This window comes from Paenibacillus anseongensis (assembly GCF_009757995.1).
GTDB classification, from domain to species: Bacteria; Bacillota; Bacilli; order Paenibacillales; family NBRC-103111; genus Paenibacillus_E; species Paenibacillus_E chondroitinus.
Map to the genome: position 1 here is coordinate 677,947 of NZ_WSEM01000016.1, position 24,630 is coordinate 702,576.

Genomic DNA, 24,630 nt, shown 5'->3' on the forward strand with positions numbered 1-24,630 from the left:
ATCAGTACACGCCTTCCTCACCAAATCGTTTGGCCAGTTTATTGGCTCCAATAACCAGAATCAAACCAACCACAGATTTGAACAAGCCGACGGCGGTGCTGAAACTAAATTGCCCTTGCTGAATACCCAAACGGTAAGCATAGGTTTCAAAAACATCAGCCACATTGGAAACAGCGCCATTCATCATCAGAAATACTTGCTCAAACCCAACATCCATGATGTGCCCGAGCTTGAGGATAAACAGTACGATAATGACACTTCGAATCGCAGGCAGCGTTACGTGCCAAGCTTGCCGAATACGGCCCGCTCCGTCTATTTTCGCCGCTTCATAAAGTCCAGGATCGACCCCCGCGATAGCAGCAAGGAAAATAATCGTTCCCCATCCCGCTTCTTTCCAGACGTTCTGCACGGTAAGCAGGATCCAGAAACTGTTTTCATTCGTTAAAAAGTCGTATTTGGCAGCCCCTAAACTGACTAGCATCTTATTAATAATCCCCGATGATTGCGATAACAACAAGAAAGTAATTCCTGCGATAATAACCCACGAAAGAAAGTGCGGCATGTAGACGATGGATTGGATCCACTTTTTGTAAACTTCATTACGTAGTTCATTCAGCAGAAGTGCAAGTAAGATGGGCAGCGGGAAAAAGAATACCAGACTTAACAAGCTGATGGCCATCGTATTTCGAAATAATAAGTAGAAGTCTTGATTGGAGAAGAAGCGGATAAAATGGTCAAAACCAACCCATGGGCTTCCCGATACCCCCATATATGGGGAGTAATCTTGGAACGCGATCACAACTCCCCACATCGGGACATACTTGAAGATTAGGAAAAACAACACACCTGGAGCAATTAACAAATACAGAAATTTATCTCGTCTAAGTCCATGCAGCACATGTTTCCATCTGCTTTGCGGGACAGCTTCCGGGATGCTACCCAGATGCCATTCACTCTGAGCTGCCATTTGCCCTGCACCTCCTATTTACTTGAACAGCGATTTCGCATAAGCAAGATCTTCGGTGATGTAGCGGTCTTTATTGGCCAAATCCGTGTACTCTGCAGTCAAACAAATGACACCGGCATAGTTTCGTGCTTTCACATAGCTGGCAATTCTCGGCCAGTGCGCCATGCCGTGCCGTCCGGTGGTGAAATGACGTTTCCACTCCGCTGTTTCAGCCTCGGGTCCGTTACTTCGTAGAAAGAACCCATTTTTCAAATTCACCATCGCCAGATGGGACCATACGATGTCCAAACCATATTCCGGCTGCTGCCCAGCAAATGCATCGTGCGCAGCATCCCAGACGACGCCGATATGCTTGGGGTTTATTGGATGCATCAACTGCATAATGCCGTTCGAATCGATGATGTAGTTTCCGTAATGCTGCTGGATACCGACCTTTACACCATATTTCTCGCAAAGCGGGACAAGCGCCTCCAGCTTCCGCCGGGTCCTTTCTTCCGTCGCCTTATATCCGTCCTGATCGATATTGACCATAATTCGGATCAGCGGTACACCGGCTTCCGAGCATGCGGCGAAAATCGATTCATCCGTTGAAGCGGCAACGCTATAAATGTTGACCCCTTGCTCGTTTAACTGCTTGGCAAATTGCGGCAATGTTTTCCAAGCAGTCTCTGGCTCTACCTGAAACCCGTCTCGAATCGGAAGCTCGATGCCGTCAAATCCAATTCGGCTTACAAAGTTGGCCAGCTCGGGAGCCGATTGATCTTTCCAATGTTTCACAAACAGTGAAAACGAATAAGGCTTTTTCAAATCCGAATGTTCCACAGCCGCCCGTCCTCCCTCTCCCTCAACGCACTTCTTATACATTAACGTTAGATTTTGTGACGCTAAGCAGGTGCTGCACATCGTTATAACACTGCTGAGCTAGTTCGGTATGTACGGGAAGATCGGAGCCAGGCTTGCTCACACTTTCAACGGTAAGATAACCGTTGTATCCGATTTGTTTCAGCCCCCGGAACACTTCATACCAATCAATCCCACCTTGATTAATAAGCCGATGACAGAAATATTGCTCATCTTGCTTACCCTGCTTCGGTATGACTCTATGATAGCGGCCGATATGCGGCACATAATCGCTATATTCGAAAGCCCAAGGATACTGGTTGCCTTGCAGCTTCACAATATCCTTAATATGAACGTTGAGGAGATACGGTTTTAAACGTTGAATGGTTGCGATCCCATAATCGGTCGGCACCTGATACAAATTAACCGGATCCATGATCAGCCCTACATTGCTGCGCCCTACTGCTTCTACAAAAGCGATGGAGGAATCGGCATGATCACAAAGCGTTCCGTGATGCATCTCAATAACCGCCCGAATATTTCGGCTGTTTGCCGCATCGGCGCATTGTTGGAACCACTTGACGGCCTTAGCAAAGTCCTCCTTGGATACCTCATCGGAATGCTGGAACCCTGGGTTCAATCGCATCATGCCGCATCCAATGGTTGAGGCGAAATCGAGGTAGCGCTCCCACTTCAGAAATTCCTCATGGTTTTCCTCTTCCGTATTACAGGCAAAATTCCCAACAAAAAGGGATAGATTGATTGGAGTAAGCCGATAACCTACGAGCAAGCTTTTAATTTGCTCCGCTCGTTCTTGCGAGATATGGCCGTCTTTTAATTCACCGACACCACGAATCTCGACGCCCTCATACCCAATAGCAGCTGCATCTTTCAAAAAATGCTCAATGGTTGAATCATCATACATATTACCGCCTAAAACGATCATTGTTGTCATCCCGCCCTTTCCGTAATAGCGCTTTCAATAGTATGAGGATATCATAAATTAAACCCGCAACTTATGTCAACATTTAAATTAAGTTATTTGTCATCCCGTTATTATTATTTATTTTTGCTAGGAAAACCTTGATCTTTGTTCTGATTTTTATTAAAGTAAGCTCATTACCACTATTCGTATGGGTTCAGGTATAATCGGTTTAATTACATAATGATATAGCGACGGTGAAAACACATGATAAGTCCATATAAAAGCGATCAAAAGGGTACCAAAACCAGTATCATTCAAGCTTTGCGTATGCACGGTTCCATGCCTCGCATTAAATTGACCAAAGTTACGGAACTGAGCAGAGCGACCATCTCTTCCACGATTTCCGAGCTCATGGATTGTAAGCTGGTCCAAGAAACAGAAAAAGCCCCTTCAACGGGAGGCCGTCCAGCTATTTCACTAGAGCTTGTCCCAGGATCACCAGGCATTATGGGCGCTGATCTCGATAATCAAGTATGGACGTTGGGCGTGTTTGATTTACTTGGGAATGTCATTCATCTTACGAAAATACCTGTCAGCTCTCCCCTGCCCGAGATCGCGATTCAGGAGTTAACGGAGCAAACGGAAAAATTTGTTAAAGAATTAAAGATTGGCGTCATCCAATTGTTCGGTCTGGGAGTGCCTGGTCTTGTCGATACAAGAAGAGGTATTATTAAAAGCGCTTCCGATTTGGGCTGGTCGAACGTGGAGATTGAGGACATGGTAAGTAAAAAGCTTGGCTGGCCCACTGTAGCCATCAACAGGCACCGTGCCCGTGGACTTGCCGAATGCCGTTTCGGTTCAGGCAGCAGCTATAAGCATATGATCTATGTCGGGGTCGGTTCCGGGATTGCTGCCGGGATTTTTAATGATCGACAATTGGTTTCAGGTTCGTTCGGCGGAGCAGGTGAACTCGGACATATTACAGTTGAGCCGGACGGACCCGTATGTCCATGTGGAAATAACGGTTGCTTACACCTCTATTCAACGGCTTCGGCCATTGAACAGGAAGCGCGCAGGCAGCTCCGTTCCGGACAGGAAGACAGTGTGCTCAACCGTGTGATAGCCGGAAATGATCTGCAAATTCTGCAAGCTAAGGACGTTTGCTTAGCTGCAGACCAAGGTGATGCTTTGGCCTTACGCATCATTAACCGCGCCGCCACGTACCTCGGGATCGCGCTGGCTAATGTGGTCAATTTGCTCAATCCGGAGGCGATCATTCTTGGGGGATCCATCCCCAGCATGTGCAGCACATATGTCCAAACCGCTACAAAAGTTATGAAGCAGCGGTCCATGTTAGCCCTCTCTGCCGGGATCGCCGTGGACACGGCCGTTTTACCCGAAATCGGCGGTGCACTCGGCGCGATTAATTTTGCGCTTGATCAACATTTTTCTTTTACCATGATTCAGTAAAATATGGATTAACGTTAAAAGCCTCCAGCCCACTTGAGAGTGGTCCTGAAGGCTTTTTTAGTTTCGCGCTATTCTTATGTATACGTCAAGTGTAAGTACATCTCATCTAGGCTGCTTTTGCTGTGTGGCCGTTCACACCGTAGCTTTTAGCCAGACGTTGCCCGAATATTGCCGCCAAAATTTGCTGAAACAGCATGCCTGCGACAACAGGAAGCGCCACTGGCGGCGGAAAAAAGCTGATGGCGAGCACCGCGCCTGCACTTAAATTTCGCATCCCGGAATTAAACGTTAAAGCTATCGTAACTTCGCGTTCCCATTTCATCATCCGTGACACCAGCCACCCTGCCAAGTATCCGATGGTCGCACTCACGAAAGCGATTACAATGATTTTGACCAATTGGCCATTCATGTTCTTCAGATAAGGAGCTATGACCGAGGAATTAATCGCGACGACCACAAAAAGGCCTATTTTTGAAAAAGGCGCAAACCTGGGTCCCCATGTGGTTTTAATTCTCCCTTTTGTCCACTGATTCAGGAACGTGCCGATCAATGAGGGAATCACGACCATTAGAAATAATCCTCTCATAATGTCCCATTGGTCCATATGTACCTTCGCTCCAACGATAAGTGAAAGACTAAGTGGCACAATAAAAGGAGACAGAAGCGTGTCCAGTAAGATCAGCGCCAAAGTAAGCGCTATATTTCCTCCGTAAATAGTGACCCATACCAAGCTAACTACGCCTGTAGGAATAACGAATAGGAGAACAAAACCAGTCTGAGTCAAATCATCTCCCGGGAAAAAAAGCGAGCCGGCCGCCCAACCAAGCAATGGCATGGCAAGATGCAGAATGATAAAGTTAGCGACAATCGGCAGCGGATGCATCATGACCTTCTGTAAATCTTTAAAATTAGAGCCAATACTACCGAAGAACGTCATCAGCGCAAAAATCCATGGCACCAGAAAGCTCAGATTGTGCAGCCAAACACTGCAAATTAGCCCAACAATAACAGCCGTTGGCGTGACAAAAGGCATGGCCTTCTCGAGAACTTTATTCAATCGGATAAGCATATACACCCCTCCTTTCTCTTTTGATAAGGATTCATTTTAATTACGAAACCATTGTAGCACAATTGCGAGTCTGGAAACTTACTAAATTAAAAAGACTTCCACCCACGAGGGCGAAAGCCTTTAAACTAAAACATTCTTAAACCATCACAACGGGTTTGACCGTTTTGAGATGCTGAACATAATCTTGGGCGCTTTTTGCTACACGATCATCTGTCGCATTCGACGTATCGTTCAGAGCAAAGTGAGGCAAATACGAGGCGCTAATAAAATGAGCTAGCGCTTCTACCGGGCGCAGCATCTCTTCCAATGTAAAGCGATTGGATCCGCTTTTTGAATACGACTCTTTGGTGCCATACGTCGAGATCGCAGCACCGATTTCTTTTCCTGCCAGTTTACCTTCCGGTCCATAAGCCCACCCGTATAATAATACGGTATCAAACCACTTTTTTAATAATGGCGGAGTGCTGTACCAATAAAACGGGTATTGAAAAATAATGCGGTCATGCGACTCAATTAACTTCTGCTCCTTAGCAACATCGATATTTTCGTCTGGGTACGTTTTGTATAACTCATGGATGGTGTAATCCGTTTGATCTTGCAGAGCCTTCACCCATGCTTTATTCCAAGTGGATCCTTCCAAGTTCGGATGCGTAACGATGACTAAAGTTTTCATTTTATTTGCCTCATTTCATCATTGATTTCGTTTTAAATTACGATGGACGGCACACTCATTTACCTTCATTATTTTTCTTTATTTCTCAAGAAATGATACGCCATTTAGAATATAATTGTTTTACCTACTAAAAGGTAGGAATAATATAAAAACAATCCGCCTTCTTTTTCAAGTTAAGGCGGATAATAAACCATCGACAATCATATCAAACTTTTTGACATCGCTAAAACTTCTTGCAAGCAGCTGCGCCCCTTGAAGTGAAGCCAGAAATTGATGAGCTCTTACATCTGCGGGACCTTCAAACTTGAGCTGTCCATCAAGCCGCCCCTGCTCCAGCACACGTTCCAACCATTCTAAATTCGAAGTGAAGAATTGAGCTAATCCATCTCGAACCTTGCCGGATAAAGTAGCTAAATCCGTTGAAAGCATAACACTCAGACAAGTACGATAATCTTGGACTGGACCACTGTAAAGTAAAATGAATTTGCGCAGTTTCTCCAAACTATGCTGAGTATCCAAATCAATTTGTGCGACGTAGGTAATAAAATTTCTTTGATACCGTGTAATCAATGCTTCTCCCAGATCCTCTTTGTTAGGGAAATAATAATGAATACTGGCATTCCGTATCCCTACTTTGTCTGCAATGTGTGAATAGCTAAAACCGTTAAATCCAAATTGCTGCACCAGCGACTGAGCGGTATCTAAAATAAATTCTGCAGTATTTTTATTATTTTTATCCATAAATAAATTCTAGCTTTCAGTAGATAACGTGTCAACATGCAAGGTAATCTTTTATCATGTATAATGCAGAATAATGACATTCATTATCTCAATTACAGATAGCTAATCGCACCAAATACAGGAGGTTTATATTTAATATGGATATACAGTTGCTCAAAGTATTTTTTACCACGGCACATGAAGGTAGCATTTCCAAAGCGGCTAATAAATTAAACTTCGCTCAGTCCAACGTCACTCACAAGATTCAACAGCTTGAGGCCGATTTGCAGACACAGCTCTTCTATCGCCACAATCGGGGCATCACACTTACGCCTTCCGGTCAAATCCTTGTTTCCTATGCGGAGAAAATATTGCATGTGATTCAGGAAGCCCGGCTTGCCGTGGGAGACTCCTCCGAGCCCGCCGGTCCTCTGCATATTGGCTCTATGGAGACAACCGCCTCCGCCCGGCTGCCCATGCTGCTCACCAACTATCATACAGCGTATCCGGCTGTCGATTTCACATTAACGACAGGTCCTACAGAACAGCATATCCATGGCGTGCTTCATTATGAGCTTAACGGAGCATTTGTGGCAGGTCCTGTCGATCATCCTGATCTCATTCAAGAAAAAGTCATTGATGAAGAACTGGTTCTGGTCACTTCATCTTCCCACCCGCCCATCCGTTCCATCCATGATGTGCAGGATCGCCCGCTTCTCGTCTTGCGCAGCGGTTGTGCTTACCGGGCAAAATTAAATCTGCTGCTCAAAGAAGAAGGCTTAATTCCCGTTAAACTCATGGATTTCGGATCACCGGAAACGATTATCGGTTGTGTCGGCGCAGGTTTAGGCATTTCGCTTTTGCCTCGTACAATCGCCGCTGAACCACAGGAGCAAGGACGAATCCGCACGCATGAAATTACGGGCAAGCATGCCATCGTGACAACGGTCTTTATCCGGCGCAGGGACGCTTTGATTACACCTGCATTGTCCGCTTTCCTAACGGCGATGCGTGCGCACTTCTCGGGTCTTAACGTATAATTAGCTGCCAAAAAGTCAATACTTGGAGCAATCTCTGTGAGGTTAGGAGAGGGGGCGCTTCCATGCAAACTACAGAAAAAATTACAGCTAACCAATTAGGTATATTACTTTTCTCTTATATTGCTTCCACAATCATCTTAACCATTCCTGGATTGATGGCGATGTTTGCCAAACAAGATGCATGGATATCGGTGATACCATCCACAACAACAGGTCTACTGAGTATTTGGGTCATGATTAAACTCGCGAATCGATATCCGGGTTTGACAATCATTGCGTACAGTCAAAAAATACTCGGTAAATGGTTAGGAACTTGTTTGGGCTTATACTATATTTACTATTGGCTTATGTCTATTTCGATTATGACCATACAACATACCTTTTTCATTAAAACACTGCTATTGCCAAGAAGTCCGTCTATAATTGGAAGTCTGACATTATTGATCCTTTGCGGTCTAGCTGTTTATAAGGGAATTGAGGTCATTGGAAGATGTTCTGAGTTTCTTACGCCGCTGAAATTAGTATTTTTGATTCCGCTCTTGATTCTAACGATTGGTGCAGCCGATCATAATCAACTAAAACCAGTATTGGCAAACGGTTTTCTGCCCGTATTACAAGGAGCCATCCTACCGGCAGGAGCTTTTATGAATCAGTTGTTTATCTTGGGTTGGCTTCTTCCCTATTTGAATCAACCCCAAAAAGCGCGCAAAACCTCCTTGTATGCGCTTTTGTTTATATTTATATTTATTTTTATCGTCGTTTTTTCAGCGATTTTGGTCCTCGGTTCATTAACGGGGCAACTCAACTATGCATATCTAAGCGTCATACAATATATTGGAATTGAAGGTTCATTCGAACGTCTCGAGGCTATTGCTGTCATGGTATGGGTCATTGGAAGCTTCGTGAAAGTTTCGGTGACATTGTTTATTTTATGTCTTAGCATAAGCCAGGTTTTCGGCATTCGGAACTATCGCGATCTCGTGGCACCAATCACCCTCTTGAGCCTCGTTGGCTCGATTTGGGTTTTCAAAAATGGTGCAGAACTTCAAAATTATCTTACGTTTATTTACCCGAGCGGTGGCTTTGTCACACAGAGTCTCATCCCGTTGCTTCTTCTCCTGATCGACACTATCAAAAGGAAAGCTGTGGCATCACCGCATTAAAAGCATTTTTCCGAAAGGCTCAAAAACAATTTTGAACGGAACAATCATACTGGGCAAATTAACACGCGCAATTAATAAAGTGCCGATGATGGACGATACGGTCATTATTCCGCCGAATACCGCTGCCTCTCTTTTTTTTTGCCTGCGCAGCATCGATCGGATTGTAACAAAAGACCATACAACCATGAACGTTAGATAATAGATGATACTCATAATCATTTTATGATCTCCTTTCTCTCCAAATGTAAAGGAGGACCTGCCATCCCGCTGCCCAATATAGTTAACTTCACTTCAAGGGAAACGGTTACCTCAGGAAACTTATTGTCCCATTGATTTTTCAACGTTCTCCATTGTTTCGGCTTGTCGCGATAAATCTCTCTGCCAAAACCCACACTATCTACTTTGTATTGCTTCTGGACTTTGGATAACGTATCGTGAATTTGTCCTTCAACCGCTTTCTCCAACGCTGTTTCCACAATTCTCAGATTCTCTGGCTTTCGAATATCTAAATTAGTATTATTTTCCCAAATGTTCCCTTCACCGTGAAGTTGTATGTTAAATTTAATCTTATCGCCGCTGATCTCCGGGGTAATTTTCCGATCCGTCTTTGCCAAGATCATACCAACCGTTCCGCTACTATCAGGTACATTCGCATTAAGGCTCCCATTCTTCATTCGATCTGTCACCCACAGAAAGCCATTTGTTTCATTCTCGTTTAGAAAACCGGCTAATTTGAAGTCCTTAAAAATGGCCGATCCAGCTAGCTTGAATATATTGCCTTCTTTTACTCCTTCTGTGATGCCATCAGCCATTATGACTCCCAATACGGGACTGATTCCTTCGCCTGATGAAGCTAAAAAAAAGTCTCGCAAGGAAATGGCCAACTCACTTCTTAACCCTTCCATTTCCTTGATAGCTTCGCTGGGCACTTGTTCAAAGGGGTATTTCACTTTCAAAAGTTCCCGCCCTTCCCCCCCCTTTACAACCATGATATATGTTCTTAAGCGTTGTTTTGAATCGTGGGTATAGATGTCGAGGATGTCTTTAATCCCGCGTTTAGACAACTTCTCGCCGATGTAAATCACGACGCGATGTGCAGTAAACAGCCTGCGTGAACTTTTTTTCTGAAGTCGATAGAAAGCTTCATTAATATTACTGCCGACAGCGGAAATAACGAAAAACTTTTCTTTGCTGCTGACGCCACTGCCCGGACCTCCTTGAGCGGAGGAAGGAATCGCAATTTGATGAGATAATATATAGTTCCCGTCTTCCGTTACGTCAAATGCCGTACCCATAATGAAAGCAAGATCATTTATTTCCGTACGATCCCAGCAGCCACTTGTGGTTAGTAATGTGACTAATAGAGCCATGTAAAGGAATGGTTTCATTCTGGAGCTCCCTTCCCTTTCCCCGCAGATTCCGGTGTTGGTTTTTGACCTGCAGGCTCACGTACCGAGTTCTTAGTGCTTATTTCTGAAGGTCGACGCGTTTTAGCCCAAATCGGTGCCCGGATGATGACATCCTTTAATTCCGAGAAAACCATCGGTGCCGCCGGAGTAAAATAGGGAACTCCGAAAGAACGAAGCGATGAGATATGTAATACGATGCCAAGTAACCCTATTACGATGCCATAAAGTCCAAGTGTACCCGCCAAAAATAACATTGGAAATCTTAGTAAACGGATACCGTTAGCAAAACTGTATCGAGGAATTGTAAACGCTGCAATACCGGTAATTGACACAATAATAACGACCGGTGCGGAAATAATACCTGCTAGAACAGCCGCTTGCCCGATAACCAATGCCCCTACAATACTTATTGCTTGACCGATTTGCTTGGGCAGCCGAATCCCTGCTTCCCGCAACGCCTCAAAAATTATTTCCATGAGAAAAGCCTCGATAACGGCTGGAAAAGGAACAGGTTCTCTAGAAGAGGCAATACTCAGCACGAGATTCGTTGGAATCATTTCCTGATTGAAGGTGGTAATCGCAACATAGAGCGGAGGTGCAAATATGGCGATGCTGATAAAAAGGAATCGAATCCATCGCACAAAAGTGGCGATTGGCCAACGGATGTAGTAATCCTCACTTGCCTGGAGACCCGTCCAGAACGTCATGGGAACAATTAATACAAATGGAGAAGCATCTACAAGAATAGCTACTTTCCCTTCCAACAATTCGGCGGCAACTACGTCCGGGCGTTCCGTACTATGCACAAGCGGAAACGGGGAGAACGGGCTATCCTCTATAAACTCCTCGACGTACCCTGAATCAAGGATTCCATCTATTTTGATCCGCGCGACCCTTTCTCGAACTTCGTCGATTACATGATCCGAAGCAATTCCAACAATATAAGTCATAACAACTTGCGTTTGAGAAAGCTCCCCGAGTGTAAAAGTTTCCATTTTTAATCTTGAAGTTTTGATTAATGAGCGTATTAACCCGATATTCTTTGATATATTTTCGATAAATCCAACCCTGGGACCGCGGATAACGGGTTCAGATGATGGTTCATCCAAGCTTCTTGTAGATTTAGCGTTTACTTTCACCATCATCGCATCGCAGTTCCCTATGGTTAGCACGGCTGCATGGCCACTTAACACTTGTTTTACGATAACAGATACTTCGGATGTAACACTCGTCATTCCTAGGGAGATGCTTTGATCATCCAGCCATTCTGTTTTTACGATCCCATCCTGTTTTTCGGACGCAGCGATCATTGGCTTCAAGATATGATCATTAATCAATTCTTCTTCAACAAGGGTTGCAAAATAGATAATCAGCCAATGATTGCGTCCCGCAGTTTGAACATGACGAAAAACGATATCCGAGCTGTTATGGAATATCCGTTTAAGAATCCATTCATTATGCTCTAAATCCTCGGTTAATCCGCCGTTTTCTTCATCTTCCGTATGAAGTTCCTCAGGTATGACTGGATACCCAGGTTTCGTGCGCATCCATTTCCTAAACCATTTCACTGAACAGCCTCCTACAGAAAACACGGATAGATCTAATTTCCCATTTTTCATCCAAAAATATTCTATGATGAAGCAGCCTTCTTCATCGCGCTCTCCTTCTTATGGATAGGAAATAACGCACATAAACCCAGTGCCATTACGGCACTGGGTTTATATATAATTAACTACTTTGCTATATTATTGTTCCAAACCGGCCTTTACCCATTTGGCAACAGACACAGTGCGTTTTGCTTGGTGCTGAGCAGCAGCGCGTGCATCTTCCTTTATCGCACCATTTTGATCCACGGTTACGCTTGTCCCATATGGATTACCACCTGCAACAAATACCGAAGGATCTGTGAAGCCTGGCGCAGCCACAATCGCGCCCCAATGGTACATGGAGGTGTACAATTGAAGAATCGTTTGTTCCTGTCCTGCATTCGGATTTTGGGCGGAAGTCATGGCGCTCACCACTTTATTTACCGTTTTCCCTTGGGCCCAAAGCCCTCCTGTCGTATCGATGAACTGTTTCATTTGCGCTGGCAGATTACCGAATCTTGTGGGCATACTAAAGATGATCGTGTCTGCCCACTCCAAGTCTGCCAAAGACACGGTAGGGATATCTTTGGTTTCTTCAAGATGAGCTTTCCAAGATGGATTGTTATCAATAACGGATTGTGGCACAGTTTCAGGAACTTTTAGAATTTTGACATCTGCACCTGCTTGAAGGCCTCCTTCAGCGGCCCATTGCGCTAATTGATAATTGGTACCATTTGAACTGTAATAAATAACTGCTAAATTCACTTTTGATATTGGCACTTGTGCAGACTCCTTTTTAAATATTTTCTTAAAAATGCTCACGGATATCGCTCCAAACTTCCTAATTTTTATGAACCTATTCACGGATTAGCTTTCTTCGACTTGCTTACTTGTCTTACCACTGACCTGCATTTTGTCCGCCATCGACGTGAAGAATTTCTCCCGTTACAAAATTCGCGGATTCCAGATATACAATCGCATCAACAATCTCTTGCATCTCGCCCATTCGGCCCATCGGGTGTAAGGTAGCCAAATAATTGTGATTCTCAATCGGATGCATCGGCGTTTTGGTAATTCCCGGTGCGACAGCGTTCACCCGAATTCCTTTGTCCGCATACTCAATCGCTAGCGATTTCGTTGCTGCGTTCAAGCCTCCCTTGGTTAAAGCGGGCAATGCAGCAGGAATAGCTTTAATTGGCTGCTCGATGAAGCCACTTGCTGTAATGTTGATGATATGGCCTGAACCCTCTTTCAACATCTCGATCAGCGCGCGCTGTGTGAGATGGAAGAATCCTGCAACATTGACGGAAAGGATCGATGCAAAATCTTCTTCCGTGTATTCGGTGAATGGTTTCGCAATGAAAATCCCAGCATTATTAATTAATGTGTCAATGCGGCCAAAACGCGAAAGTCCTTCACTGATCAACTGTTCAGCTACTTTCGGGTTTGAAATATCGCCTGCAATATAAGCGACATGCGCACCTGTCGGATCGATTTCATTTGCAGCCTTAACTAGCTCTTCCTCACGACGCCCGTTGATAACGACATTTGCTCCTCTTTTTACAAGTTCAATAGCTGCTGCTTGCCCAATTCCACTGCTTCCACCTGTAATTACGACAACTTTACCTTGTTTACTCATTTTCTCCACTCTCCGTTTCTACCTATTAAAAGGTAGTTAATTTGTTTAAAAAAAGCGTCCTTTTCTTAGGCGCTAGCTAACTGTGTTGTTTCTGTCTGCTTATGTATCTTACAACGGTTCTTCTATCTTGTATAATACGGAAATGAGATATTCGATATCTCATTTCCAGATAACTAATTGCACTTGCCCTATCTGCGCTTCCCCCATGGCTTAAAAACGGAAAGCAGAAACATGGCAACCAAAGAGATCAACTGTAAAGCTATGCCAATGAACAGCGATACCGTGTTTACTACCATAGCCCCTTGATTTGCTCCCTGGACTCCCACGTCCGTTATCAGCGATATGCCTTGAAGCGTCCAAATGTACATGCCAATAGGACCTAGGGTAAGCGCGATCAAACTAAGGAATTCTTTCGCTATGATCCAATAATATCTCACCAAACCCCAGTGAGTCCACACGGATAAAAGCAGTCCTGTCACTATTGTTCCAATAAACGAGGCCCTGACAGAAGTTGTTGATAAAACATGCATAGCCTTGTAGCAAGAAAGTATTAATCCAGAATCATTGGTACTCACTGCCGTTATACTCAAAATAAGAAATGTTACACTTGTCCCGAGCATAATGGCTGAAAAAAGGATGTGCAAGCTTAAAAGCCACTTCTTCTGTGTCATATTTAACACTTTCATTGTCCCGCAATCCCCCTGTCATCGTCGTATCTATAAGATAATAAATGGAAATAAACTAGATCTAAACCACATATTAAAAATTAATAAACTGAGAATATGAAACAAAAACGGGATAAAGTTTGCTGTCAAAAGCCGCGACAACAACTTTATCCCGTTATGAGGTTATTCGACCGTCAGATGGTGCCAACCGCCAAATCTATGCCGATCGCCGCTCCTTTAAATTCCTCGCCAGTGAACGCAATGAGCGAAAGAAGGAACAGCAGTGAAACAAGAACAAATACTCCCATACAAATTTTAGAAGAAACTTTTTGTGCACGCGGTGAGATCGTAATCCCCCAACTAATCATAAAAGCCCATAACCCATTGCTGAAATGGAATACCGCTGACAATACCCCGATCACATAGAGGACGAAGTAAGTTGGATTCGTAGCAATTTGATGCATCGTAGAACCAAGATCATCATGGGTGATAGTCCCAAGGTAGACTTGAAGGCGCGTATTAAAAAAATGCCAGAAAACGAAAATAAACGTAATTACCCCCGTTATACGTTGTAAGGTAAACGCCCAATTGCGACCGTACGCATATTGTCCTGAGTTCAAATTGGATTGATAAGCCATATAAAGTCCATATACGCCATGGAACAGGATCGGAATATAGATTCCAAAGATTTCGAGTAAAGGTTTAAGCGGCAGGCTGTTGACCAAATGCACACCACTGCTGAACCCCTCTGGTCCGCGCTCAAACGATTGAAAGTTAATCAATAGATGGACTAGAATAAAGCCTCCGAGTGGAATGACTCCAAGTAGCGAATGCAGTTTGCGCCAGTAATAGGAATTTCCTTTCATGTGACACCTCTCTAAGATGATTTTTTCCCGATCCGTCTCTTTGTTTCGATCGGGCAATAATACGTTATCTTGATATTAATAAGACAACTGAGAGTGTCAAAGTGTGACAAAAAACCGTCCACACGGTTCGAAAACCTGAGGACGGTTGATAGCTAATTCTTACTTATACTGGAAACTTGATACCGGTCAGATCTTCACTAAGGTGCCAGAGTTGCTCTGCGAATTCCGGATTCGTCGCCCATGGTTTGACGCCTGGTCCGCGAGGGTTATCGGCTGGAACGGCCTGTGAAATATCTACATTTTCACAATAGACGCCTCCCTTGCCATCCAATTGTTTATTCACAGCACACCAGACAATCGTAGCCGCACCTTCTGAAATTGTTTTAAACTCATCGTTATACTCAGTGAAAACCCGCTGCCCTTGTTCGTCCAAAGCTCCCATCGCATGCATTTCATCATCTGACAGATTACGTGACAAATCGGTCACAATCGAACCTGGATGAACGGAAAAAGCACGAACACCGTAGGATTTACCTCGCTTATCCAACTCGACGGCAAATAAGGCATTTGCAGTTTTGGATTGTCCATAAGCTGTCCATTTCTCATATGGGCGAGTTTCAAAATGCGGATCGTTGAAGTCCATCCCGCTAATTGCATGACCACGTGATGAAACCGATACAACTCTAGCTCCCCCAGCCTTCACTAAAGCTGGCCACAGTCTTGCTGCAAGTTGAAAATGCCCCAAGTGGTTTGTTGCAAACTGAGCTTCATACCTGCGGTGATCACGCGTCAGTGGCGATGCCATGATCCCGGCGCTATCAACTAGGATATGCAACGGACGATTCGAAGCGAGGAAGCGTTCGGCGAATGCATCAATGGAATCAGGATCTAGAAGATCCAAAGATTCCAGTTCAACCCCAGGGATATGGGATACGGATGCTTCAGCTTTCCCCGGCGTACGCGCGGGTACAATAACCGTCGCGCCGGCATTCGCAAGCACACGTGCGGTTTCGAGACCTAGACCTGAGTAGCCACCTGTTACAATCGCGACTTTACCGCTCAAATCTTCTCCCCCAAGTGCTTCCTGCGCCGTCGTTCTTGGACCAAATCCGGATTGAATCGGAGCTTGTATCGTTAATTCGTTACTATTTTTTTGCATCTGAATATTCCTCCATAGTCATTGAATTTTTGGGCATAGGCTGATGTCACTCCGCCTAGTTCCAAGAATAGTACCTGGAGTATACTCGATGTCAATTTTAAAATTTCATACAAATATTAGCTCCGATTTTTATACAAAAAGAAGACCCTCTGAATACGGGTCTCCTCCTACTAAAACAGTTCGCAGCCTTTTAATTTGAAGTGCGCTTTAACCAATCCTCAAAACGCGTCGTTGCGATACGTGCTTCCCCTAATGGAACAAGGGAATGTTGGTTCAATAGCACGCCGTAGTAACGTGAGTTTTCGTCTGTCACTACCTGCCGAGTGTCCTTTCTAGCGGTCATGAAGCGACGAACGAGTTCGTCAAGACCCATACGTTCTGGACCAGCCAGGTCCACAATACCATTCACCGGCGCCGCAAGCGCATAGTCCGCAACCGCGGCAGCGACATCGTCGGATACAATCGGTTGAATATAGGCGGACGGCATCCGGACGGTTTGCCCTTCCGTAGAGAATTGAGCAATGCTTTCAACGAACTCGAAGAACTGTGTCGCGCGAACGATTGTGTAAGGAACTTTGGATGCTTTAATCATTTCTTCTTGCGCCATTTTTGCCCGGAAATAGCCACTTTCCAGAAGGCCGTCCGTACCAACGACGGATAGAGCAACGTGATGTTTCACGCCGGCAGCAGCTTCAGCTGCAAGAAGATTACGAGTTGATGTTTCAAAGAACTCTAATACGGCTTGGTCTTCCCATGAAGGAGCGTTCGAAACATCGACGACAACTTCCGCACCGCTAATGGCTTCACCTAGTCCTTCACCTGTAACGGAGTTGATACCTAAGGAAGGTGATGCAGCCACTACGTCATGACCAAGCTCACGCAGGTTGTTTACGAGTTTTTTCCCAATAAGTCCACTACCACCAATAACGACGATTTTCATGATGTATTCCTCCTGGTTTTATGTCTGTAATGTTATTAAAAAGATCCGGTGATTGCTGCATATAATTTACACGTTGTGCCATTTTTATATACCTCAATTGTGCTGCTCTTTGATTGTTTTTCTTTACACAATTAAGACAATTGGCTGCTTTGAAGTGTGACATACATTTTGCAGCGTTCGAGTACCAAATTATTCAAACCGTTTGTAAAGCTTCATGAACTTCATTAACAATGGACAAAGCCACACTTCGAGCGCTGGAGAAAGCTCTTTCTGCAAGCTCTCCCTTCCCCTCACAGCCGTCTCCACAAAAATAGAACGGAACATGATCGACATTATGATTCCTCCTGGGGTATGGTATGAGCTATTCGGATCGACACTAATAAGGCAACTGGCGGCAACAATACGTGACATCTTCCGAGGAGCTATTTATTGGATGAAAAAAAAGGAGACCTGCACTCAAGCAGATCCCCTTTTCGGCATTGCAGTCTATTCTTCTTAATTCGTAGAGCGATTTAACCACTCTTCAAAATGTGTTGGAGCAATACGCGCTTCTCCTAGTGGAACGAGGGAATGCTGCTTCAACAACACGCCATAGTAGCGTGAATTTTCGTCTGTGATAAGCTGTCTTGCGTCCTTTTTGGCTTCCAGGAAACGACGCACAAGTTCATTAAGACCCATGCGCTCTGGACCAGCCAGATCAACAGTGCCATTCACTGGAGCCTCGAGTGCATAGTCCACAAGCGCGGCAGCCACATCGTCGGAAACAATCGGTTGAATAAAGGCAGACGGCATCCGAACGGTTTCCCCTTCCGTCGAGAATTGAGCAATACTTTCAACGAACTCGAAGAACTGCGTCGCGCGAACAATTGTATATGGCACTTTAGAATCTTTAATCATCTCTTCTTGCGCCATTTTCGCACGGAAATATCCACTCTCAAGCAAGCCATCCGTACCAACGACCGACAAAGCAACGTGATGTTGCACGCCTGCAGCAGCTTCTGCATCAAGAAGATTTCGTGTTGACGTTTTAAAGAAGTCTAATACAGCTTGATCTTCCCATGAAGGAGCGTTCGTAACGTCAACGACAACTTGTGCACCGCTGATTGCTGCAGCAAGTCCCTCACCCGTAACGGAGTTGATGCCTAAGGAAGGTGATGCCGCCACAACTTCATGGCCAAGTTCACGCAGGTTATTTACAAGTTTTTTTCCGATAAGTCCGCTACCACCAATAACAACGATTTTCATATGAATTCCTCCTAGTATTTTGATTGAAATGATCTAATCTGTATGCTCCAAATAAATGAAAGTATGAACGAATTACTTCAGTCCAGCTTTCGATAAACCAAATGCAGCGTCAGCCGAACCTGGAACGGTTTTGAACCCGACGTTGATTCGGTTCCAAGCATTGATCGCCATGATAGAGAAGCTCAAATCTGACAATTCTTTCTCCGACAACTGGCCGCGAACTCGGTCATACACTTCATCAGGTACACCATGCTCAGGAAGCTTGGTCAGGATTTCAGTCCATGCTAGTGCAGCGCGTTCGCGCGGTGAGAACAATGTGGATTCTCGCCAAATTGGAAGGTGATAGAGACGAAGCTCGCTCTCACCATGAATTTTGGCTTGTTTGACGTGCATATCCACGCAGAATCCACAGCCATTCATTTGTGAAGCTCTGATGTGAACCAGATGCAGGATTGTTTCCTCTATTGAGCTATCCTTCTCAGCGTTGCTGAAGTCCATCATTTTTTTGGTGAATTCCGGTGATTGCTGCATGTAATTTATACGTTGTGTCATTTTTGTTACCTCCACTGTTTTGATTTCATAACACTATTAAGACAATTGGCGTCTTCAAAGTGTGACATCCTATACACCCTGCATAACGAAATAACACTTTGTTAATAATATCCATCATCTATGATGCATGGAGAGGTGATCCTCGATGAGCGAAATAAGCAGGTCAATCGAAGTGAACGAAGCCTTTCTTAGAGATCAGTTCCGTGATTGCTCAGATATCGTTATACGATCTTTTATGTTAAAAGATGAAACCAAACTCATCTTCGTCTATTTAGATGGGATGACTCGTATGCAAAGTGTCGAAGATAACGTACTCAAACCGCTGATTTTCAACGGTCTTCCCCAAGGCATGGATCGGATTCAATCTCTCGCCGACATGCTTAGCCAGGAATGGATTCCTTTAACGGACGTCAAGACGGATTGTACGCTCGAAGATCTTGTCCAGCACATCCTGCAAGGCAGCTTAGGAATATTAGCAGATGATGCGGCAACCGCGCTAATTGCACAGGTGCAAGGATTTGAGACAAGAAGTATCCAAGAGCCAAGGAAAGAAGCAACATTACGAGGATCAAAAGAGGGCTTCGTCGAAAATATTCGCACGAATACAACGTTGATTCGGAGAAGAATTGTTCACTCTCATTTGAAAATGGAATCTTTTACAGTTGGGACTTATACGCAGACTGAAGTTGTCCTAACCTATTTGAAGGGATTAGCAGATGAGAAGGTACTAACCGAGCTGCGAGATAAGTTGAATGCCATACAGCTTGAAGGTGTTCTCGATTCCGCTTATCTCGAGGAGTGTCTTGAGCATAACTCTTTCTCTATCTTCTCACAGATTCAGAATACGGAACGACCTGATATTGTGGCGGCCAGTCTTCTGGAAGGAAAAGTCGCGATTATAACGAATGGAACTCCTTTTGTCCTAATCCTTCCTATTACACTATGGTCAGGTCTTCAATCGGCTGATGACTATTTCGAGAGGTTCATCTTTGTTTTACTGACACGTATGATCCGATATATATTGACCTTCACCTCCTTTGCTTTGCCCGCGATATACGTCGCCTTGTCAACATTTCACCCCGAAATGATCCCAAGCTCGCTTATGATCGGTATTGCAACGGCAAGGGAGAACAGCCCTTTTCCTACCGTCATCGAAATATTCCTGATGATGTTTATATTTGACGGCTTGCAAGAAGCAGGTGTACATCTGCCCAATCAACTCGGGCCCGTTGTCAGCATTATTGGTGCGTTGGTCATCGGACAAGCGGCGGTAGAAGCCGGAATTATTTCAACCCCGATTATCATCGTGATTTCATTGACCGGTGTCGCGGCATACACCATACCGAGGTACAGCGCCACGTTACCCTTCCGTTTCATTAGATACCTCTTACTCTTTATATCCGGGTGGCTTGGTTTCGTCGGCTTCGCCTTTGGCGTTATCTTTCTGCTGATTCATCTGGTATCACTTGAATCCTTTGGAACGCCTTTCTTGAGCCCGCTCGCGCCGTTTGATGCCAAAAGGTTTAAAGATGTGATTATGCGCTTCCCTTTTAGATTCAAGAATATCCAGAATAAGAAGGGGCGCCAAACATGATCCGTTCCGTTATCGCCATAAGCGCATCCCTCCTCCTTATTTTTTTCGCCTCAGGCTGCACCGATTTTGTAGAACCCAATCAATTGGCATTCGTGCTGGGTACTGCATTTGATCATGACGAGGACGGGCAAATTGAAATCAGCCATCAGATTAGTATCCCTTCCCAGATCAATAGTTCATCTAAAGGAAGTGGATCCGGAGAATCAGACGGCTATATTGTCATGTCCGCCAAAGGCAGGGATGTTCTTGAAGCCAGTCAAAAAATACAAAAAAAGTTGTCGCGGAGACTACTGACAAATCATCGTATCATTATCGCGATTAGTGAAGAATTTTTCAGCAAGAACGAAGTGGACAAACTATTTGACGAACTCGGAAGAGATCCAGCAAATAATCAAAGAGATATTACCGTTATGATTAAAGGAAAAAGCGCGAAAGATTTTCTAATGACCAAACATCCTTTGGAACATCTCTCTAGCATTGCTGCTGGAAAAGAACTGCATATTAATGGGATGAAGAGTTACTCGACAAGGCAATTCATTATCGACAGTATCGCGGAAGAACACAGAGCATTCGTTCCAGTCCTGCAAATTCAGAATACACAAGTAAGTAGAAATAAAAAGGATCCCATGGCTGTACTATCCGGATATGCTGTTCTAAACAACAAGCTTAAAATAGGTGGAATACTGGACGATATCGAGGGCAGCCAAACAGCCTGGATGTCAGGGAAAGATGGTATCCGAGTTCTAACCATTCCGTGGAAGGACGGCAAGGGGAACTTGTCCTTCCGATTAACCCATCTAAAACGTGAAATTTCTTCTGTCAGCAGCAAGGATCCCGGGCAAATTGTTATAACAGTAAAAGCGCAAGCCTACTTACTTGAAAACACCACTCAACTGGACATGTCCGAAGTAAGCAACCTGCTTGAAGTACAGAAACATTTGAATGATCAGCTAAGAGAAGAGTTACAGCCAACATTGAAAAAAGTTCAAAATTGGGGTCCTGACGTTTTCGGAATCGGTGCTTACCTGCACCGTCATTATCCATCCTGGTGGAGAACGCATAAAGAGGATTGGGATGCAAACTTTAAGCAAATTAATGTGACGATTCAAGCCAACGTCGGGCTGCGTTCCGTCGGAGCAACCGGGGGGCAAATAAAACGAAGAAAGTAGAAAGGGAGAACGCGATATGAAAGTAAGTAGTTATCAAATGTTTTGGATGGTAAGTATCTCTTCGATCATCGTTCTTTCCTACCTTCCTCTCCATTTGGCCGCGGAGCAAGCTCGCCAGGACTGTTGGATTTCTATTCTGCTTGGAGGTTTGCTAATGATGGGAATAACGTGGGTCATGCTCCGTGTTTGTATGCAAAACAAAGAAAAAACATTAGTGACCTTTATAAAAGACCTATTGGGCACTTTTCTTGGCAAAATAATTGTCATCGTGTATTTTTTGCTTTGGTTTTTGCAAATGTCCACGATTGCCAAAGGGAATGCGGAATTTGTAAACTTAGTTTTGCTGCATAATACACCGACGATCATTATCTTACTTTTTATGTTATTTCTGATTTCGTATGCCGTGTATAAAGGAGGGATAACGACGATCAGTCGATGCGCAGAGGTCATTGGTCCCATCTTCGTCTTCATGCTTTTTTTGCAGTTGTTTCTCAATCCGCAAGATCTGGATCCAACAAGAATATTTCCAGCCTACGTGGATTCAGGTTGGTTGCGTATTCTAAAAGGTACATTCTACTCATATTCCTATATGGTTGATCCTTCAATCATATTGATGTTATTCTTTTTCGCAGAAAACAAACAAACGGCTGGGCGAGCAATCCTATGGGGAACAGGTATCTCGATGATATGGGGTGTTTTAGCCGCTCTGGTTCTTTTATTCGTCGCCGGTCCCGACATAGCCTCCCAATTATTAGTTCCTGTCTATTCACTAACAAAACTTGTATCCATTCTCAATTTCGTTCAGAATATCGATGCTTTCTACATTCCGCTATGGTTATTCGGGGCTTTTATTAAGTTATCGATCTGCTTATTTATTATGAGTTACGGGTTGTCCGAGTGGACAGGCATCAAGAATTGGAAATACATTGCATGCAGCATTGCGCTTATTTTACTCGCATTTGTCGTCTATAGCTCTTACAATATTCGAATTTCTTATACGCTGAAAAATAAGTTTCTTATTAGTGTCTTTTATCCTCTCGCCTATATTGCCATTCCTTTGCTTTTGTGGATGATTGGCAGTATAAAAAATCGGCGCAAGGTGTCCGTGCCATAGACAAAACTCCGACCCCCGCTTCAAGGCAGGGACCGGAGTTTTTTTACATGGAACTGGATAAATGTTTTAACTTATCTGGATTCAGAATAATGAAAATTCGCTGCACAGCCAGCTTATAGGCATCCCATTCAAAAGAAATGACGCCAGATGGCACGCCATCTTTTGTTAACAAAATTCCTTGCTGATCATTAACCTCGACGAGATGAGCGTCCGTTTCCGGAAATTTTGACGAAAGAGCCTGCAATATTTTAAGCACACGTTCTTTCATGTAAACAGGCACAGCTGCAGCCGACACTTTCCCGCCACCATCCGCAACCAAGATGACATCCTCGGTCAATAAGTCCACGAGGGATTGCACGTTGCCGTTCGAAAGCGCAGAGATAAATCGCGTCACCAGTTCCTTTTCCTCGACGGGATGCATCATTAAATAGTCATTTTTTTCTGTAGATAAATCAACTTTTTTCTTGACCCGGCTATAAATTTTACGGCAATTCACTTCGGTTTTATTAAACATTTCGGCAATTTCACTATGCTCATAAGCAAAAACTTCTCTTAAAATAAATACAGCTCGCTCTAGTGGGGTTAGTTTCTCCATCAGTACAAGAAAGGCATAGGAAATCGTGTCATGACGCTCAATGCTATCGAGCGGATTATCCTCACTCAATTGGACCAATGGTTCCGGAAGCCAATTGCCTACGTAACTTATGCGTTTTTTTCGCGCCGATTTCAATTCATTCAAACACCGATTGATCATCATTTTGCTTAAATATGATTTCATATTGTTAATATTATCATTTAGATAACCGTGCATGCCGATGAACAAATCTTGCACCATATCCTCAGCATCGGAACTAGAACCAAGCATACGGTAAGCTATTGCAAACAAATGAGACTTATAGGTTTTATACAAATCTTCGATGTTATGAAGTTGTGGTTCCATGGTATAACTTTGCATAATAGCCTCTTCTCTTTGATTTAAAATTCAATCTGTTCTAAGTATTATGAAACAAATCCAAATAAACCATTCTCTATGAAAAAACTGCCGAGAACCATCCATTAATAAGACAACTGGCATTGAGATTGTGTGACATCAGAAATGATATTTTTCTAGAAAAATCTCAAAAAAGTAAAAAGCAGCTTGCTTGGCAGCAAACTGCTTGATGTCATCCCTTTTTAAAACCGGGGTAAATTCGATAAGTTGTTGCTTGGATCTCCATCCGGGTACGACCTTAGTGTCTTTTCCCCTTCACGATTTCGCCCCGTATTCACATCTTCAATTAATCCAGCTTCCGTCATCGCTATTGCATCGGCAATATCCACAATTCGGCCATCTTGAAATTGCACGCTGCTAATGCCGCCGTCTCCATAATGAACGGCTTGAATAATCGCTTTATTCGGATCGATCGTATGAGGTCCTGCCCCGTACTGCGTTCCATCTCTCATAAACGTACCGTATTGTGTAGGTTGACCATTCGCTCCATACCCTGTATATCCGCCTTGGAACCCCACATTGCGCGCGTCCGCGTGATTAATACCAGTATTTCGTTGACCGTATGGGGCGCTCATGTCGCCGGAAGATCCCGGAACGGGCATTCCGCCCTGATAGGTCTGGTACTGATATTGATCATTACGGGCTTGCGGCATAAAATTTTGCTGCATGCTTGGTTGATACGATGAAGTTGCTTGAAACGTTGGCTGCATCATACCGTTAGGCTGGCTTTGCATATTCGGATTCGGTACTGGACCGCGCCGGCGTCTTGACATTCCTATCGACTCCTTTGTTTTACGTAATATGTCTGCCACCTGAGTAGTATGCGCAGCTCAT

General features: G+C 44.2%; 26 protein-coding genes. 6 read left to right on the forward strand and 20 right to left on the reverse strand.

Translation table 11 applies throughout. The features are described 5' to 3' along the window. Position 1 precedes the first annotated feature (1 nt). Genes GON05_RS19325 through GON05_RS19335 form a run of 3 tightly spaced genes read right to left on the reverse strand, consistent with a single transcriptional unit; the run spans position 2 to position 2,762 of the window. Positions 2-967, reverse strand: a complete 966-nt coding sequence (locus GON05_RS19325) for an ABC transporter permease (RefSeq protein ID WP_127450857.1) — start codon at positions 965-967, stop codon at positions 2-4. An 18-nt stretch (positions 968-985) separates the two neighbouring features. After that, positions 986-1,789: a sugar phosphate isomerase/epimerase family protein gene (locus GON05_RS19330; protein WP_157321043.1), complete on the reverse strand. Its 804-nt coding sequence runs from the start codon at positions 1,787-1,789 to the stop codon at positions 986-988. A gap of 34 nt (positions 1,790-1,823) precedes the next feature. After that, complete coding sequence (locus GON05_RS19335; RefSeq protein ID WP_157321045.1) at positions 1,824-2,762, reverse strand: sugar phosphate isomerase/epimerase family protein; 939 nt, start codon at positions 2,760-2,762, stop codon at positions 1,824-1,826. Between the two features lie 234 nt (positions 2,763-2,996). Between GON05_RS19335 and GON05_RS19340 the strand changes: the two genes are divergently transcribed. Next, positions 2,997-4,202, forward strand: a complete 1,206-nt coding sequence (locus GON05_RS19340; RefSeq protein ID WP_157321048.1) for an ROK family protein — start codon at positions 2,997-2,999, stop codon at positions 4,200-4,202. 106 nt (positions 4,203-4,308) lie between these two features. On the opposite strand, the gene GON05_RS19345 is transcribed toward GON05_RS19340, so the two are convergent. The 3 genes from GON05_RS19345 to GON05_RS19355 form a co-directional block, all read right to left on the reverse strand. Beyond that, a complete protein-coding gene (locus GON05_RS19345) occupies positions 4,309-5,271 on the reverse strand; it encodes a bile acid:sodium symporter family protein (RefSeq protein WP_157321050.1) in 963 nt (320 codons plus the stop codon). 136 nt (positions 5,272-5,407) lie between these two features. Further along, a complete protein-coding gene (locus tag GON05_RS19350; protein ID WP_157321052.1) occupies positions 5,408-5,944 on the reverse strand; it encodes an NAD(P)H-dependent oxidoreductase in 537 nt (178 codons plus the stop codon). A 168-nt stretch (positions 5,945-6,112) separates the two neighbouring features. Next, positions 6,113-6,685: a TetR/AcrR family transcriptional regulator gene (locus tag GON05_RS19355; protein ID WP_157321054.1), complete on the reverse strand. Its 573-nt coding sequence runs from the start codon at positions 6,683-6,685 to the stop codon at positions 6,113-6,115. 137 nt (positions 6,686-6,822) lie between these two features. Here GON05_RS19355 and GON05_RS19360 point away from each other — a divergent pair, with 137 nt between their 5' ends. Both GON05_RS19360 and GON05_RS19365 read left to right on the forward strand, forming a co-directional pair. Beyond that, positions 6,823-7,704, forward strand: coding sequence for a LysR family transcriptional regulator (locus GON05_RS19360; protein WP_157321057.1), 882 nt, complete (start codon positions 6,823-6,825; stop codon positions 7,702-7,704). 62 nt (positions 7,705-7,766) lie between these two features. Further along, complete coding sequence (locus GON05_RS19365; RefSeq protein WP_157321059.1) at positions 7,767-8,867, forward strand: GerAB/ArcD/ProY family transporter; 1,101 nt, start codon at positions 7,767-7,769, stop codon at positions 8,865-8,867. Here the strand turns inward: GON05_RS19365 and GON05_RS19370 are convergent. From GON05_RS19370 to GON05_RS19425, 12 genes are all read right to left on the reverse strand, one after another. Then, entirely contained in the window at positions 8,856-9,086 is a 231-nt protein-coding gene (locus tag GON05_RS19370) for a hypothetical protein (RefSeq protein WP_157321062.1), read from the reverse strand. The genes GON05_RS19365 and GON05_RS19370 overlap by 12 nt on opposite strands. Continuing rightward, entirely contained in the window at positions 9,083-10,255 is a 1,173-nt protein-coding gene (locus tag GON05_RS19375; RefSeq protein ID WP_157321064.1) for a Ger(x)C family spore germination protein, read from the reverse strand. The genes GON05_RS19370 and GON05_RS19375 overlap by 4 nt, the downstream gene beginning before the upstream one ends. Further along, positions 10,252-11,844 (reverse strand): spore germination protein, encoded by a 1,593-nt coding sequence (locus GON05_RS19380; protein WP_309491756.1) that lies wholly within the window; start codon positions 11,842-11,844, stop codon positions 10,252-10,254. The genes GON05_RS19375 and GON05_RS19380 overlap by 4 nt, the downstream gene beginning before the upstream one ends. 177 nt (positions 11,845-12,021) lie before the next feature. Next, positions 12,022-12,636 (reverse strand): NAD(P)H:quinone oxidoreductase, encoded by a 615-nt coding sequence (gene wrbA, locus GON05_RS19385; RefSeq protein WP_181646199.1) that lies wholly within the window; start codon positions 12,634-12,636, stop codon positions 12,022-12,024. A 121-nt stretch (positions 12,637-12,757) separates the two neighbouring features. Continuing rightward, complete coding sequence (locus GON05_RS19390; protein ID WP_157321066.1) at positions 12,758-13,501, reverse strand: SDR family NAD(P)-dependent oxidoreductase; 744 nt, start codon at positions 13,499-13,501, stop codon at positions 12,758-12,760. 188 nt (positions 13,502-13,689) lie between these two features. Then, a complete protein-coding gene (locus tag GON05_RS19395) occupies positions 13,690-14,187 on the reverse strand; it encodes a hypothetical protein (RefSeq protein WP_157321068.1) in 498 nt (165 codons plus the stop codon). 173 nt (positions 14,188-14,360) lie between these two features. Next, a complete protein-coding gene (locus tag GON05_RS19400; protein ID WP_157321070.1) occupies positions 14,361-15,032 on the reverse strand; it encodes a succinate dehydrogenase cytochrome b558 subunit in 672 nt (223 codons plus the stop codon). A gap of 163 nt (positions 15,033-15,195) precedes the next feature. After that, complete coding sequence (locus tag GON05_RS19405; RefSeq protein WP_157321073.1) at positions 15,196-16,191, reverse strand: oxidoreductase; 996 nt, start codon at positions 16,189-16,191, stop codon at positions 15,196-15,198. 190 nt (positions 16,192-16,381) lie between these two features. After that, the gene (locus tag GON05_RS19410; RefSeq protein WP_157321076.1) at positions 16,382-17,131 is read right to left on the reverse strand and encodes an SDR family oxidoreductase; all 750 of its coding nucleotides are present in this window, start codon (positions 17,129-17,131) and stop codon (positions 16,382-16,384) included. A 189-nt stretch (positions 17,132-17,320) separates the two neighbouring features. After that, positions 17,321-17,464 carry a hypothetical protein gene (locus GON05_RS19415; RefSeq protein WP_157321078.1) on the reverse strand — a complete coding sequence of 48 codons (144 nt, stop codon included), beginning with the start codon at positions 17,462-17,464 and terminating at the stop codon, positions 17,321-17,323. A 162-nt stretch (positions 17,465-17,626) separates the two neighbouring features. Further along, positions 17,627-18,376 (reverse strand): SDR family oxidoreductase, encoded by a 750-nt coding sequence (locus GON05_RS19420; RefSeq protein ID WP_157321080.1) that lies wholly within the window; start codon positions 18,374-18,376, stop codon positions 17,627-17,629. Between the two features lie 72 nt (positions 18,377-18,448). Further along, positions 18,449-18,928 carry a carboxymuconolactone decarboxylase family protein gene (locus tag GON05_RS19425; protein WP_157321082.1) on the reverse strand — a complete coding sequence of 160 codons (480 nt, stop codon included), beginning with the start codon at positions 18,926-18,928 and terminating at the stop codon, positions 18,449-18,451. Between the two features lie 145 nt (positions 18,929-19,073). Here GON05_RS19425 and GON05_RS19430 point away from each other — a divergent pair, with 145 nt between their 5' ends. From GON05_RS19430 to GON05_RS19440, 3 genes are read left to right on the forward strand one after another with little or no spacing between them, the layout of a single operon-like run. Beyond that, complete coding sequence (locus GON05_RS19430) at positions 19,074-20,522, forward strand: spore germination protein (RefSeq protein WP_157321084.1); 1,449 nt, start codon at positions 19,074-19,076, stop codon at positions 20,520-20,522. Continuing rightward, positions 20,519-21,691: a Ger(x)C family spore germination protein gene (locus GON05_RS19435; protein ID WP_157321086.1), complete on the forward strand. Its 1,173-nt coding sequence runs from the start codon at positions 20,519-20,521 to the stop codon at positions 21,689-21,691. The genes GON05_RS19430 and GON05_RS19435 overlap by 4 nt, the downstream gene beginning before the upstream one ends. A gap of 16 nt (positions 21,692-21,707) precedes the next feature. Further along, positions 21,708-22,805 carry a GerAB/ArcD/ProY family transporter gene (locus GON05_RS19440; protein WP_157321088.1) on the forward strand — a complete coding sequence of 366 codons (1,098 nt, stop codon included), beginning with the start codon at positions 21,708-21,710 and terminating at the stop codon, positions 22,803-22,805. A 43-nt stretch (positions 22,806-22,848) separates the two neighbouring features. Here the strand turns inward: GON05_RS19440 and GON05_RS19445 are convergent, their stop codons facing one another. Both GON05_RS19445 and GON05_RS39380 read right to left on the reverse strand, forming a co-directional pair. Then, on the reverse strand, positions 22,849-23,745 hold the full coding sequence (locus GON05_RS19445) for an RNA polymerase sigma-70 factor (protein WP_157321090.1): 897 nt from the start codon (positions 23,743-23,745) through the stop codon (positions 22,849-22,851). A gap of 233 nt (positions 23,746-23,978) precedes the next feature. Next, positions 23,979-24,569, reverse strand: a complete 591-nt coding sequence (locus GON05_RS39380; protein ID WP_246239257.1) for a DUF3892 domain-containing protein — start codon at positions 24,567-24,569, stop codon at positions 23,979-23,981. Positions 24,570-24,630 lie beyond the last annotated feature (61 nt).